Annotated in this window: 11 protein-coding genes; 5 read left to right on the top strand and 6 right to left on the bottom strand. The window is 71.7% G+C overall.

The genetic code is table 11. The annotated features are described in order from the left end of the window. The first annotated feature begins 556 nt into the window (after positions 1-556). A complete protein-coding gene (locus ACFYP5_RS04775) occupies positions 557-1,450 on the top strand; it encodes an alpha/beta fold hydrolase (protein ID WP_389030781.1) in 894 nt (297 codons plus the stop codon). 32 nt (positions 1,451-1,482) lie between these two features. Here the strand turns inward: ACFYP5_RS04775 and ACFYP5_RS04770 are convergent, their stop codons facing one another. The 3 genes from ACFYP5_RS04770 to ACFYP5_RS04760 are packed head-to-tail and all read right to left on the bottom strand — an operon-like array spanning position 1,483 to position 4,638. Then, the gene (locus tag ACFYP5_RS04770; RefSeq protein ID WP_389030469.1) at positions 1,483-3,135 is read right to left on the bottom strand and encodes a transporter; all 1,653 of its coding nucleotides are present in this window, start codon (positions 3,133-3,135) and stop codon (positions 1,483-1,485) included. After that, positions 3,132-3,941: an ABC transporter ATP-binding protein gene (locus ACFYP5_RS04765; protein WP_389030466.1), complete on the bottom strand. Its 810-nt coding sequence runs from the start codon at positions 3,939-3,941 to the stop codon at positions 3,132-3,134. The genes ACFYP5_RS04770 and ACFYP5_RS04765 overlap by 4 nt, the downstream gene beginning before the upstream one ends. 40 nt (positions 3,942-3,981) lie before the next feature. Next, positions 3,982-4,638, bottom strand: a complete 657-nt coding sequence (locus ACFYP5_RS04760) for a bifunctional DNA primase/polymerase (protein WP_389030778.1) — start codon at positions 4,636-4,638, stop codon at positions 3,982-3,984. Positions 4,639-4,974: 336 nt separating this feature from the next. Between ACFYP5_RS04760 and ACFYP5_RS04755 the strand changes: the two genes are divergently transcribed. Next, positions 4,975-6,357 carry a transcriptional regulator gene (locus tag ACFYP5_RS04755; protein ID WP_389030463.1) on the top strand — a complete coding sequence of 461 codons (1,383 nt, stop codon included), beginning with the start codon at positions 4,975-4,977 and terminating at the stop codon, positions 6,355-6,357. Positions 6,358-6,505: 148 nt separating this feature from the next. Further along, positions 6,506-7,873: a hypothetical protein gene (locus ACFYP5_RS04750; RefSeq protein WP_389030460.1), complete on the top strand. Its 1,368-nt coding sequence runs from the start codon at positions 6,506-6,508 to the stop codon at positions 7,871-7,873. A 90-nt stretch (positions 7,874-7,963) separates the two neighbouring features. Here ACFYP5_RS04750 and ACFYP5_RS04745 read toward each other — a convergent pair whose 3' ends face one another. Next, complete coding sequence (locus ACFYP5_RS04745) at positions 7,964-9,244, bottom strand: ABC transporter substrate-binding protein (protein ID WP_389030457.1); 1,281 nt, start codon at positions 9,242-9,244, stop codon at positions 7,964-7,966. A gap of 174 nt (positions 9,245-9,418) precedes the next feature. Between ACFYP5_RS04745 and ACFYP5_RS04740 the strand changes: the two genes are divergently transcribed. Continuing rightward, positions 9,419-9,865, top strand: a complete 447-nt coding sequence (locus ACFYP5_RS04740; RefSeq protein ID WP_389030775.1) for a hypothetical protein — start codon at positions 9,419-9,421, stop codon at positions 9,863-9,865. Between the two features lie 28 nt (positions 9,866-9,893). Continuing rightward, positions 9,894-10,772 (top strand): formyltetrahydrofolate deformylase, encoded by an 879-nt coding sequence (gene purU, locus ACFYP5_RS04735; protein WP_389030454.1) that lies wholly within the window; start codon positions 9,894-9,896, stop codon positions 10,770-10,772. 63 nt (positions 10,773-10,835) lie between these two features. Here purU and ACFYP5_RS04730 read toward each other — a convergent pair whose 3' ends face one another. Both ACFYP5_RS04730 and ACFYP5_RS04725 read right to left on the bottom strand, forming a co-directional pair. After that, positions 10,836-12,260, bottom strand: coding sequence for a maleylpyruvate isomerase N-terminal domain-containing protein (locus ACFYP5_RS04730; protein WP_389030451.1), 1,425 nt, complete (start codon positions 12,258-12,260; stop codon positions 10,836-10,838). Beyond that, positions 12,257-12,886: an RNA polymerase sigma factor gene (locus ACFYP5_RS04725; RefSeq protein WP_389030448.1), complete on the bottom strand. Its 630-nt coding sequence runs from the start codon at positions 12,884-12,886 to the stop codon at positions 12,257-12,259. Before ACFYP5_RS04725 ends, ACFYP5_RS04730 begins: the two co-directional genes overlap by 4 nt. Positions 12,887-12,975: the final 89 nt, after the last annotated feature.

The raw sequence follows: 12,975 nt of genomic DNA, 5'->3' as shown, positions 1-12,975 counted from the left end.
TCCGGAATTGCAGCGCTCGGGCGGATCGCGTGCCAGGCTGTGGCTGAGGCATACCTGAGAGTGGCGGCCGCCTGGCCACGCGGTCGGGGAGGGAGCAGGAGATGCGCCCGTCGTACTGGCATGTGCACCAGAAGGTGACTGCCACGAGCCCGGCCGCCCCGACGGCTGCGCCCGGTCGCGCCGCCCCGCCCGCACACGCTCCGGCGCCCGCGGGCCCGGTCGTCCCGGCCGACCGCACTCCGGCGCAGACCGCCCCGCACGCCCCCCTGACATGGGAGGGCCCCGGCGCCGCGCGGCGCCGGGGCCTGTCCTCCCCTGTTCCGACCTGGAGCCCCGAGCTCTCAAGGTCGGTCCCGCGGGCCCTCATCCCCGAGTGGTCCGCCTCCCGAAGAAGATCTCCCCGCCGGGGCCGACGTCAATCCTTGGTGGCTGTCACTCGAACGAGGGGTGTTGCGAGCCGGAACCCGTTGTTCGAATAAAGGTTCGATAGTCTGGCGTGACGCGACCGCACGGTGAGCGAGCGGTGATCGAGGACCAGAAGGGGGTGCCAGGACATATGGTGCGGCGCATCGATGTGACGGGATCCGACGGCGTACGCCTCGCGGCCTGGGAGTTCGCCGATCCGCCCAAGGGGCGCACGGAGGGCGAGCGCGCCCCCGGGGTCTTACTGCTCCACGGACTGATGGGCCGGGCCTCCCACTGGGCCCCCACGGCCCGCTGGCTCGCCGAGCGGCACCGGGCCGTGGGCCTCGACCAGCGCGGACACGGCCGCAGCGAGAAGCCGGCCGAAGGCCCGTACACCCGCGACGCGTACGTCGCCGACGCCGAGGCGGCGATCGAACAGCTCGGCCTCGGCCCCGCCACTGTCGTCGGCCACTCGATGGGCGCCCTCACCGCCTGGCAGGTCGCCGCGAAGCGCCCCGACCTCGTCCGGGCCCTGATCATCTGCGACATGCGGGCCTCCGCGCTCGGAGCCGCCTCGCAGCGGGAGTGGGAGGACTGGTTCAAGTCCTGGCCGCTGCCGTTCGCGACGCTCTCCGACGTACGGAAGTGGTTCGGCGAGGACGACCCCTGGGTGGAGCGGCCGAACCCGTCCCGCGGCGAGTTCTTCGCCGAAGTGATGGCCGAGCGAGCCGACGGCTGGCGGCCGGTCTTCTCCCGCCGCCAGATGCTCCAGTCCCGCGCGACCTGGGTCCACGACGCGCACTGGGAGGAGCTGGCGCAGGTCCGGTGCCCGACGCTGGTGGTCCGTGGCCTGGACGGCGAACTGGGCCGCGCGGAGGCCCAGGAGATGGTCCGCGTACTGCCGCGCGGGCAGTACGCGGAGGTGGCGGACGCCGGTCATCTCGTCCACTACGACCAGCCGGAGGGCTGGCGCGCCGCGGTCGAGCCGTTCCTCGAGCAGTTCGCCGAGGACCCCCAGGACGACCGCGAGCCCGTCTCCTCGTAACGAGAGCCGCACCCGGGCCGGACCTGCTCAGGTCACCCCTTGCTGACCGCCGCCAGTATCTCCGGAAGCCGGTTCGCCGTTCGGGGAGCCGCCAGCCGAAGCCCCGCCCAGGCGATCAGCGTGCCGTACGCGCCACCCACCGGCACCAGCAGCCACAACCAGTCCTCTGCATCGGCGAGATGCAGCCAGATCGTCGCCACGATCACCGGCGCGCACAGCACCGCCGCCGAGACCATGCCGCCGAAGATCGAGATCCAGGCGAGCCCGGCCTGCCCCGGCGCCACGTTCTTGAACGCGCCGTCCTGCGGGATCGAGTACGGGAAGTTGGCCGACGCCACCGCGCCCGTCGCCAGCATCGCGCCCAGCAGGGCGAAGGAGAGACCCATGACGCCCGGCAGCGCCTCCCAGTCCCCGAGCACCGCCGCCGTCACGACGGTCACCAGGATCGTGTACGGGAGGGTGATCACCAGCAGCGCCAGTGCCCGCGCCCGCAGTTCGAGGTACGCGTCCCGGGTGGAAGAGATCGTCAGCGCCACTATCCAGAACGCGGAGGTGTCCTGCCCGAACTGGTTGTACATCTGGATGCCGAGCATCCCGGCGGCGAAACACGCGAAGTAGACCGAGCCGGTGCCCTGCACCGCGTTGAGCAGCGGCACGATCAGGCCGATGGCGAGCGCCGTCACCCAGGCCGCCTTGGTCTTCGGGTCCCGCGCGACGTACCGCAGACTGCGCCGCATCACCGTCCCCGTGCGCCCCTCGGGCAGCAGCGTGGAAAACCAGGAGCCGGCCGTCGCGGACTTCTTGCGGGTCGGTTCGGCGGCGGCGAGCGTCGAACCGTCCGGGGCGGTCATCAGCTTCACCAGACTCCGCTGCCACAGCCACAGCAGTGCCCCCAGTGCCGCGACGGAGAGCAGCAGTTGCAGCACGGCCCGGCCGTACGACCCCTGCGCCGCGGAGTCCACCGCACCGATCGCCGAGGCCGGCGGCAGCCAGCGCACCACGTCCGCGGCCGGGTCGAGCGCGGCCAGCCCGCCGGACCGGCCGAGCCGCTGCGCACCGAAGTTGACGACCTGGATGCCGACCGCGATCACCAGCCCGCTGAGCACCGCCAGATCACGGCCCTTGCGGGAGGTCAGCAACCGGGTGTTGGCCGTGGCGACGGCCCGGGCCAGCGCCACGCACACCAGCAGGGCCAGCGGCGCGGCCAGCACCGCGCACACCACGGCCGCAGCCCCGTGCGCCACCGCGAACGCCGAACCGACCGCCAGGCAGAGCGTGAACAGCGGCCCGATGCCGACCAGGGACGCCATCAGCAGCGCCCTGATCAGCGGGCGCGGCCTCAGCGGCAGCATCACCAGCCGGCTCGGGTCGAGGGTCTCGTCGCCGCTGGGGAAGAACAGCGGCATCACCGCCCAGCCGAGCGCCAGCACCGCTGTGAGCAGCACCACGAGCGAACCTGCGTGGGCGTTGCCGCGCAGCGCGATCAGCCCGATGACCTGGCCGGCGCCGATCAGCAGGGTGACGACGACGGACGAGATGTAGGCGGCCCGCCGGCCGGACGACTGTCGCAGCCCGTTGCGCAGCAGCGTCAGCTTGAGCTGTACGAAGACGGAGACGAGTCCTTCACCGCCCCGGCCGTCCGAGGGGCGGGGAGCGGGGATGACGGGGGTGTCGAGCACGCTCATCGGGCGCCGCCCAGCCAGTCGAGGGACTCGCCGGTGTCCCGCCCGCCCGCGCCGACGAGTTCGAGGAACGCGTTCTGCAGCGACGACGCCGAGCCGCGCACCTCGGAGAGGGTGCCCTGGGCCCGGATCGTGCCGTTCGCCATGACGGCCACCCAGTCGCACAGCGACTCGACGAGCTCCATCACATGGCTGGAGAAGACGACGGTCGCCCCCGAGCCGGTGTACCGCTCCAGCACCCTGCGGATGGTCTGTGCCGAGACGGGGTCGACGCCCTCGAACGGCTCGTCCAGGAAGAGCACTTCGGGGTTGTGCAGCAGAGCCGCCGCGAGCCCGATCTTCTTCCGCATGCCGGTCGAGTAGTCGACGACCAGCTTGTGCTGGGCGCCCGCCAGATCCAGTACGTCCAGGAGCTGGGTGGCACGCTTGTCGACCTCGGCGCCCGGAAGCCCGCGCAACCGGCCGGTGTACGCCAGGAGTTCGCGCCCCGAGAGGCGCTCGAACAGCCGCAGCCCCTCCGGCAGGACGCCGATCCTGGCCTTGACGTCCACCGGGTCGCGCCAGACGTCGCGTCCGCCGACCTCGATCGTCCCGTGGTCGGGGCGGAGCAGGCCGGTCACCATCGAGAGCGTGGTGGTCTTGCCCGCGCCGTTGGGTCCGACCAGGCCGATGAACTTCCCGGCGGGCAGCTCCAGATCGATCCCGGCGACCGCGGTCTGCTCGCCGAACCGCTTCCAGAGGCCCCGCACGCGAACGGCGGGCGGCGCCGTCACCGCCCCGCTCGCTTCCGCTGCTGTCCGGTCCGACATGGTGCACTGCCTTTCGGTGTCCCCGTGTGTGGTGGACAGCCTACGAAAGGCGTGCGCGCGCGGCGGCTGCTTCCCGCCCGCAGGCGTACGCGAGCGGGCCGATGACCTCCGCCGCGTCCGGCAACCACCGGTTTGCGGGGGTGGGGCGGCGCGCCCACTGAACCGCGCCGCGCCCGCCGATCCGGGTCGGCGGCGCCGCCACGTAGTCGCCGTCGCCGCGGCCGGACAGACCGATCGCGGCAGCGCTCCAGCCCAGCCCCCGTACGAGTCCGTCCACGTCGGCCGCCGTCCCGGGCAGTACGAAGAAGAGCATCCGGCGGTCGGGGGTGCAGGTGACGGGGCCGAGCGGCAGGTTCATCCGCTCCATCCGGGCCAGCGCGAGGAAACCGGCGGACTCCGGTACGTCGAGCGCGTCGAAGGTGCGCCCGGTGGGCAACAGGACCGATGCCGTGGGGTACTCGGACCACATCCGGCGGACAGCGGCGCCGCTGCCGGTCGAACGGCCCGCCCAGTCGGGCCGGGTGGGGTGAGCGCCTGGAGAGGCGCAGCCGGCCTCTCCGCACGAGCATCGCTCCGCCCCTCCCACGGGCTCGAGCCAGGTGCCGGGGAGTACCTCCCAGTGCCGCCCTTCCGTGTACCGCACTGCGGCGTCGAGCAGTTGTTCTCCTCGCTGCTTGGGGATCTGTGCGGCTTCCATGACTTCGACGGGCTCTTCCACGAACACCTCAACTGCCGCGACCACCTGGGGTTACGGGCGTGGTGAATGCGGTCACGGTGCACGGATCCCGCATATGGGGCGCATGGATGCATGGACGGGGGCGCATGTGAGGCGGTGCGTCGATGGACGGGTAGCCACTTGGGGGAATCCGGAACAGTTCGCCCATGCGAATACGTACCAAAAGCTGACAATGACTCGATGAGTACTCGAACACCCTGAACAACGTGAAACGACCAACACGATTCATGTGTGCATTTCTTGTGCAATCGCCGGGCAGTGATCTGCCCATCGATCACTGCGGTCTCAGGGGGAAACATGGCAGCCAGGCCTCTCGTCGCCCGCCAGCCGAACGAACGGCTCCAGGGACTCATTCAGGAAGCCGGATGCTCCAACGCGGGCCTGGCCCGCCGCGTCAACATGGTCGGAGCGGAGCGCGGCCTCGATCTCCGCTACGACAAGACCTCCGTGGCCCGCTGGCTGCGCGGACAGCAACCCCGCGGCCGGGCACCGGGAATCATCGCCGAGGCGCTCGGCCGCAAGCTCGGCCGCACGGTCACGATCGACGAGATCGGGATGGCCAACGGCAAGAACCTCGCGTCCGGCGTCGGCCTGCAGTTCGCACCGACCGTGACCGGCGCGATCGAGCAGGTCTGCGAGCTGTGGCGCAGCGATGTCGGCCGCCGCGACTTCCTGTCCGGTTCGGCGGTGGCGTCGTCGGCGATGGTCGAGCCCAGCCGGGACTGGCTGATCACCGCCGCCGATCCGCAGGTGGCGCGGGCCGCCGGGGCCCGGGTCGGGATGTCCGACGTCGAGGCGGTGCGGGCGATGACGGCCGCGCTGGTCGATCTCGACCACCGGTTCGGCAGCGGGCACGTCCGGCCGGTGCTGGTGCACTACCTGAACAGCGTGGTCTCCGGCCTGCTCGCGGGGGCGTACCGCGAAACGGTCGGGCGACAGCTGTTCGGGGCCGTCGCCCGGCTCACCGAACTCGCCGGGTACATGGCGGTCGACACGGGGCAGCCCGGGCTCGCCCAGCGCTACTACATCCAGGCGCTGCGGCTGGCGCAGGCGGGGGGCGACCGGGCGTACGGCGGCTATGTACTGGCTGCGTCGATGAGTCATCTCGCCGCCCAGCTGGGCAACCCACGGGAGATCGCGCAGCTGGCGCGCGCCGCGCAGGAAGGTGCGCGGGGGCGGGTCACCCCGCGCGCCGAGGCGATGTTCTACGCGGCGGAGGCCCGTGGGCACGCCCTGCTCGGCGACGCCCGCACCTGCCAGCAGGTGACGGGCCGGGCGCTGACGGCCCTGGAGCACGCCGATCCTGACACGGGCGACGACCCGGCGTGGATCGCCCACTTCGACCACGCCTATCTGGCCGACGAGCTGGCGCACTGCCACCGCGACCTCGGCCAGGCCGAGGCGGCCGTCCGCCGGGCGACGGAGTCCCTGGAGGGCCACCCGGAGTCCCGGGCCCGCCGCCGCGGCATCGGCCTGGTCCTGCTCGCGACGGCGCAGGTGCAGCTGCGCGAGGTGGAGCAGGCGTGTCATACGGGGATGCGGGCGATGGAGCTGCTGGGGACGGTGCGTTCCAGCCGGGGCACGGAGTATCTGGACGATCTGCAGCAGAGGCTCGTGCCGTACGGGGACGAGCCGGCGGTACGGGAGTTCGGGGCTCGACTCGAACTCCAGGCGGCCTGACCGGGGCGCCCTTTAACTGCGCCGTGAGGGCACTGTGTGTTACTGCCCCGGTGGAACGGCGGTGAGCGACAACGGGCGCTTGGCAAAGGGTGGCAGCCACCCGATAGCGTGGGCCGACGATTCCGTAGGTTTACACGTAGGAGTCCCGGTGACGCAGAGCGGACAGGGTGACGAGCAGCTCCCTGCTGTACGGCCCACGCACGAAGGTGTCGTGCTGCCCGCAGGTGGCGGAGAGCCCTGGATACCGGGCGGAGCGGCCGACCAGGCCGCTCCGGCGGGTGGGCAGCCGTGGGGCCAGCCCTGGGGGCCTCAGGCGTCACAGGGGCAGTACGGCCACGGCCAGTACGACCAGCAGGGGCAGTACGACCAGCAGGGGCAGTACGACCAGCAGGGGCAGTACGGCCAGGAGCCGCCGTACGGACTGCAGCCCCAGGGGCAGCCCATGCCCCAGCCGTATGCGCAGCCGTTGCCCCCGGAGGCCGTGCCGGGCATGGGCGCGGACGCCGATGCCACGCAGTACATCGCCCCGGTGCCGGCCGGCCCCGCGCCGGGCGGTCTCCCGCCCGAGAGCTCCGCGGAGGCCACCCAGTTCCTGGCCCCCACCCAGTCGCCCGCGCCGGCTTCCGACGCCGAGGCGACCCAGTACATGCCGCCGGTGCCCGGCGGTGCTCCGTACAGCATCAGACCCGGGACGCCCGGTGAGCGGCAGCCGCCCGCCGAGTTCGACAACCTGTTCCGCAGTGAGGAGCCGGCGGGCGCCACGCAGCAGATGCCCCGCTTCGACCCGGGACAAGCCGCGCCGTACGGAGGCGCCCAGCAACCGCCGTTCCAGCAGCCGCAGCAGCCGCAGCACAGTGAGCCGCCGCAGGGGCGGGCCGGGCAGCGCAAGAAGCCGTCGCACATCCCGCTGATCGCCGCGGTCGTGGTCGGCTGTGCGGTCATCGGGCTCGGCGCGGGTGCGCTGATGAGCGGCGACGACAAGGGCAAGGACGACAAGCAGCCGGTGGCCGCGGCGAGTTCACCCGCCGCGCAGCCCTCCGAGCAGGCGGCGGCCGACCCGGCGAAGCCGCAGGCCGAGGCGCTCGACAAGCTGCTCGCGGACAGCAACAACAGCCGTTCCGCCGTGATCGGGGCCGTCGAGAAGACCAAGTCCTGCACGGACCTGGATCAGGCGGTCACGGATCTGCAGGGCGCCGCCCAGCAGCGCCGCGAGCTGGTGACACGGTTGCAGGGGCTGTCCGTCGACAAGCTCCCCGACCACGCGCAGCTGACCCAGGCGCTCACGAAGGCCTGGCAGGCATCGGCCTCCGCCGACGCCCACTACGCGGCGTGGGCTCGCCAGGCCAAGAACGGCAAGAAGGTGTGCAAGCACGGGAAGGCCCGTGGGACGTCCGAGACGGTTCAGGCCACCGTGGCGAGCGGTGAGGCGAGCAAGGCGAAGCAGCAGGCGTCAGGGCTGTGGAACTCGATCGCGACGAAGTACGGGCTGACCCGGCGATCGGCGACCGATCTCTGATCCGAGAATCAGCCTCTCCGGCGTTCGAGGAGGGGGCCCGGGGGCGCAGCCCCCGGGCATCGGGCAGGGAGGTGGCCTGTTCCCCGCCCGTCAGCCCTTCGCGCTGGCGTCCGCCAAGGTCTTCGTCACGTCCACGAACCCCTTGCTCTCCGCCACCAGCCGCCCCTTGCGTACCATCTGGAACGTCACCTTCCGGTTCACGATCCGCGGGTACGCCGACGACCCCAGCATGTCCTCGAACCGCCACCTCAGCTCCGGCGTGAGCCCGCCGGTGTCCACCCGGGCTCCCCGGTTCAGGGCAACCGTGAGCTTGCCCGCGGTGATCTCCGGCTCGTCGATCGCCGTGACGATCTGCTTCAGCACCGTGTACGCGATCCACGTCGTCTGGACACCCGTGTCGTCCGGGTCGATCCGGTTGTCGCCGAAGGCGTGCTTCCGGATCACCTCGCGCATCTCGTCCCAGCGGGCGTCCCCCGCGTCCGGGTACCAGCCGGCGACGTACGCCCCCTCGAACGGACTGTCCCGGCCGCCGGTGCGGTCGATCAGCGGCTGGTCGATGCTGCCTAGCACGGAGGAGATCCGTACGTTCCCGAACGACGGTTCGAGCCGGCGGAAGGAGTCGAAGAACGTCTCCGTGCGGTCCCCGAGCACCGCCGTCACACACCCGTCGGCCGTTCCCGCCCCCTGCAGCGCCTGAGCCGCCGCCTCGTCGTACGACGTCGCCGCCTCCGCGGCCCGGACGTCCGTCGCAGCCGGCCGCTGCGCTTCCTTGAGGCCGGTGTTGAGCAGCCACGCCTGGTTCTCGCCGCCCAGCGTGTCGGGCCGCACCACGGAGACCTGCTCGCAGTCGCGGGCGAGCTGCTTGGCGTTGCCCGCGAGGAGCGCCGGCTGGCCGCCGTTGACCGGGTACGAGTCGTAGCTGCTGAACTCCTCCTCGGAGGCTCCGTAGCCGCCGATGTACGGGATCCCGGCGACCTCCAGCGGAGCCATGAAGGCCTGTCCGTGCCGGCTGTACGAGCCGACGACCGCGACGGCCTTCTCCTTGACCGCCTGCCGGGCGCAGTTCCCCGCTCCGACCGAGGTGTCGCCCTCGTTGCACGTGACGACGAGCAGCTTGTGGCCGTCGAGCCCGCCGTTGTTGTTCACCCAACGCGCGTACGCCCGCGCCATGGCGGTCATGCCGGCCATGTTCGCCGCGTCGGGACCGGTGGAGCCGTTGGGGGCCCAGGTCATGACGGTGACGGGCTCCCTGGAGTCCCCCGAGGCCCCAGGGAGCACGCCACAGCCGGTCATCAGCAACGCCCCGACCGCCGCCGTACATGTGAGGAGTTTGTAGGGACGGGGGGAGGTGAGGCGTCGCCATCCGGTCATGGGCATGAACATTTCCGCGCCTCGGGTAACGCAGATGTGTGCTTCACTCAACGCTCGGTGACATCCAAGTGAATTACAGGGGCCGATGCGCGCCCGGCGGCGGGGAACGTACGATCGACAACCGTGCAGCAAGGTTCGGAGAACACTTCCCGTCGCGGCCGTCGCTCCTCCACCATGGGCGGCATGCCGCTCAATGACGTTCCTTGGTGGCGCTGGCGCAGCAACGTGCGCTCGGCGCTGCACATGCTCTCCGACCCCGTCTTCCACCACGAGTGCTGGCTGGCCGGCCGGGAAGGGTACGGCGACGTCACCGACGCCGTGTACCGCCTGGTCGAGGACACCTGGCTGGACAACTGGTCCGCCGAGAAGTACGTCGGGACGGTCTTCCGTGACTCCGGCGAGGCCGCTCTCGTCGACGTCGCCGTGCTGCGGGTGCTGCGCATCATGCACCAGATCGGCGCGGACGCCCTGGTCTCCGCCTATCTGGAGCACCACGGCTGGCCGGAGGCCGTGCGCGCCGCCCGCGAGGCCCATGTGCTGCTCGCCACGAACGACGGCGAGGACCCGGACGTTCCGCCGCGTTCACTGGACGTGCTCCGCATCATGACCAGGACCGCCTGAACCGTGGTCGGTGTGGCACGCTACGGACATGACCGCGCCGCAGCCTGCTGAGACCATCCCGGAGCAGTACGTCCTCACCCTCTCGTGCCCGGACAGACAGGGCATCGTGCACGCCGTGTCGAGTTATCTCTTCATGACCGGCTGCAACATCGAGGACAGTCAGCAGTTCGGCGACCACGACACGGGTCTCTTCTTCATGCGCGTCCACTTCTCGGCGCACGCCCCGGTCACCGTGGAGAAGCTGCGGGCCAGCTTCGCCGCCGTCGGGGACTCGTTCCGGATGGAGTGGCAGATCCACCGGTCTTCGGAGCGCATGCGGGTTGTGCTGATGGTCAGCAAGTTCGGCCACTGCCTCAACGATCTTCTCTTCCGCGCCAGCATCGGGGCGCTGCCGGTCGAGATCGCGGCCGTCGTCTCCAACCACACGGACTTCGCCGAGCTCGTCGCCTCGTACGACATCCCGTTCCGGCACATCCCGGTCACCAAGGACAACAAGGCGGAGGCGGAGGCGCAGCTGCTGGAGCTGGTGCGCGCGGAGAACGTCGAGCTCGTCGTCCTCGCCCGCTACATGCAGGTCCTCTCGGACGATCTGTGCAAGCAGCTCAGCGGCCGGATCATCAACATCCACCACTCCTTCCTGCCCAGCTTCAAGGGCGCGAAGCCGTACCACCAGGCGCACGCCCGCGGGGTGAAGCTGATCGGCGCGACGGCGCACTATGTGACCGCCGACCTCGACGAGGGGCCGATCATCGAGCAGGAGGTCGAGCGGGTCGGGCACGGTGTGACGCCGGACGAGCTGGTCGCGATCGGACGCGATGTGGAGTGCCAGGCGCTGGCCCGCGCGGTGAAGTGGCACGCGGAGCGCCGCATTCTGCTCAACGGCCGCCGCACGGTGATCTTCGCGTAGCACGCACCGGCGGTTCGGCTCAGCGGCGGCTGCGGTACGGCTCAGAGGCGGCTGCGGTACGGCTCAGAGGCGGCTGAGCGACGCCGCGGCGAACAGGACATCGCGGATCGCCTCACGGTCGCCCTCCTGCCCGGCCGCCGCCTCGACGGGCGACACATGGCCCGCGACCAGCTGGCAGAACTCGGCGCCGTCCAGTGCCACCTGCGCGACGGCGTGGGCGGGTGAGCCGAGCGCGGCCGGGGAGTCCAGCGCGATGTACCAGTCGCCGCCGCCCGAGCCCTCGATCTCCAGATGGAGCGAACGGCCCGGCGAACCGGCCGTCACCAGATGGCGGGCGGGCCCCGCGAGCCCGGCCCGCCGGCGTCCGGCGAGGGCGGCCGGAAGGAGCCGCGCGGCCAGGTCGATCATCCGGTGGAGATGGGCTGCCGACGGGGCCTCGTACGGATAGTCCACCGCGTCCGCGATGTCGCCGCCGTGCACCCAGCACTCGAAGGCCCGGTCCAGCATGGAGTCCTGGAGCGGAAGGGCGAATTCCCCGTACGACACGGAGAGCTCGGCGGCCCCGCGGCCGGCGAAGGACACCGTGCGGATGAGGGCGTGGCTCTGCTCGCGCCAGGGCTCGCGGACGGCCCGGGTGGGCGGGCGCCGGGCGGCCGACCAGTAGGCCTCGGTGCGCGCGCCGGGGGAGAGCGGGACGCCGCCCGGCGCGGCGCCGCTCCCGCCCCGGCTGCCGCTGGCGACGCCGAGCGGATCGTCCAGGCCGAGGGCTGTGCTGACCAGTCCGTCGACGGTCATGAGATGGCCGATCACGCCGGCGACCGTCGTCTTCCGGTTGACCGCCCGCTCACGCTCGAACCACTTCAGCCGCACCGGCGCGTGCCACTCCGAGCGACCGATGTCACGGAGCAGGGCATCGAGCCGGGCGGTCTCCGCGTCGTAAGGAGCGGCCCACTCCGGTACCGGGATATCGGCCGGGCGACGGCTCAGACAGGCGTCGAGCACCCGGGAGCGCAGCATCGGATCGAGGTCCAGGCTGCCGTCGGTGTGCAGCAGGCCGACCGCGTCGCGCAGCCGCAGCGCCTCGTCCGCACAGGCGGCGCATTCGGTGAGGTGCGCCTCGACGGCTTCGGTCTCCTCGGCGGAACAGGCGGCGAGGGCCCACGCGCCGAGCAGGGACTTCAGGACGCGGTGGGGGAGCACCAGGGCAGGCGAGGCCGCCAGGGCCGGCGGTGCCGCGGGTTCCATGGGTGTCGCGCGTCCCGTGGGCTCCGGCGGGCTCGGCGGCACCGCCGGTTCAGCCGTGGGCTCGGGCTCCGTTCCAGGTTCCGTTCCCGGCCCCGGTGTCCTCTGCTGTGTGGGGTCCGTGCGCGGGGCGGGCAGCGGTACGGCGTCGAGGTCGAAGTCGTCCGCGGCGGCCCGCGGTCCCGGTATGCGCCGTGCGCCCTGCGCCTCGTCGTCGCGCCCGTCCGCGTCGTCGTTCGCGCTCACAGGGCGCGTCCGTATCCGGGTGGCGAGGACCCTTCGAGCGCGCGGGTGTTGGCGGTGGAGAGCAGCTGCAGCCCGAGCCGCAGGCGACGGCGGGCCTCGTCCTCGGTCACCCCGAGGTCGGCCGCGGTCTGCCGGTAGTCCCTGCGCTGGATGTACGCGAGCTCCAGCGCGGCCCGCAGCGGTGCGGGCATGGAGGCGACGATGTAGTCGGCGCGGGCCGCGGCCGTGGCGCGCCGCACCCGCTCCTCCAGTTCCTCCCGGGCCACGGTTCCTTCCGCACCGCCGGTCTCGCCGCCGTCGTCGTCCGTCCCGTCCTCGTATCCCTGCGCGAACGCGGACGGCTCGGTCCCGAGCAGCCGCCGCACGGACTGGCGGTGGGTGAGCCGGGCGACCCAGGACCGCATCGAGCCCTGCTTGGGGTCGTACGCGTCGGGGTTCTCCCACACGTAACCGAAGACTTCGCGGGTCACCAGGTCGGCGGCCGACTCGTCGTCGAGCATCCGGTGGGCCTGGCTGTGCACGAGCGAGGCGAAACGGTCGTAGAGCTCGCCGAGGGCCGCCGCCTCGCCGCGTGCCAGCCGTTGCTGCATCTTGCGGTCCCAGCGGGGTGGTGTGTCTTTCGCCATAGGACCCCCAGCCCTGTACCCCTCGTCACGTCGAATGTAGTCGGCCGTGCTGACCACGCACGTCTCTTTGCGGCAAGTACGCCCTCGTG

Origin of the sequence: Streptomyces sp. NPDC005262 (assembly GCF_042872425.1) — a bacterium.
GTDB lineage: Bacteria > Actinomycetota > Actinomycetes > Streptomycetales > Streptomycetaceae > Streptomyces.
Note: the sequence above shows the minus strand (reverse complement) of the source record. Positions and strands in the feature narration are given on the sequence as shown.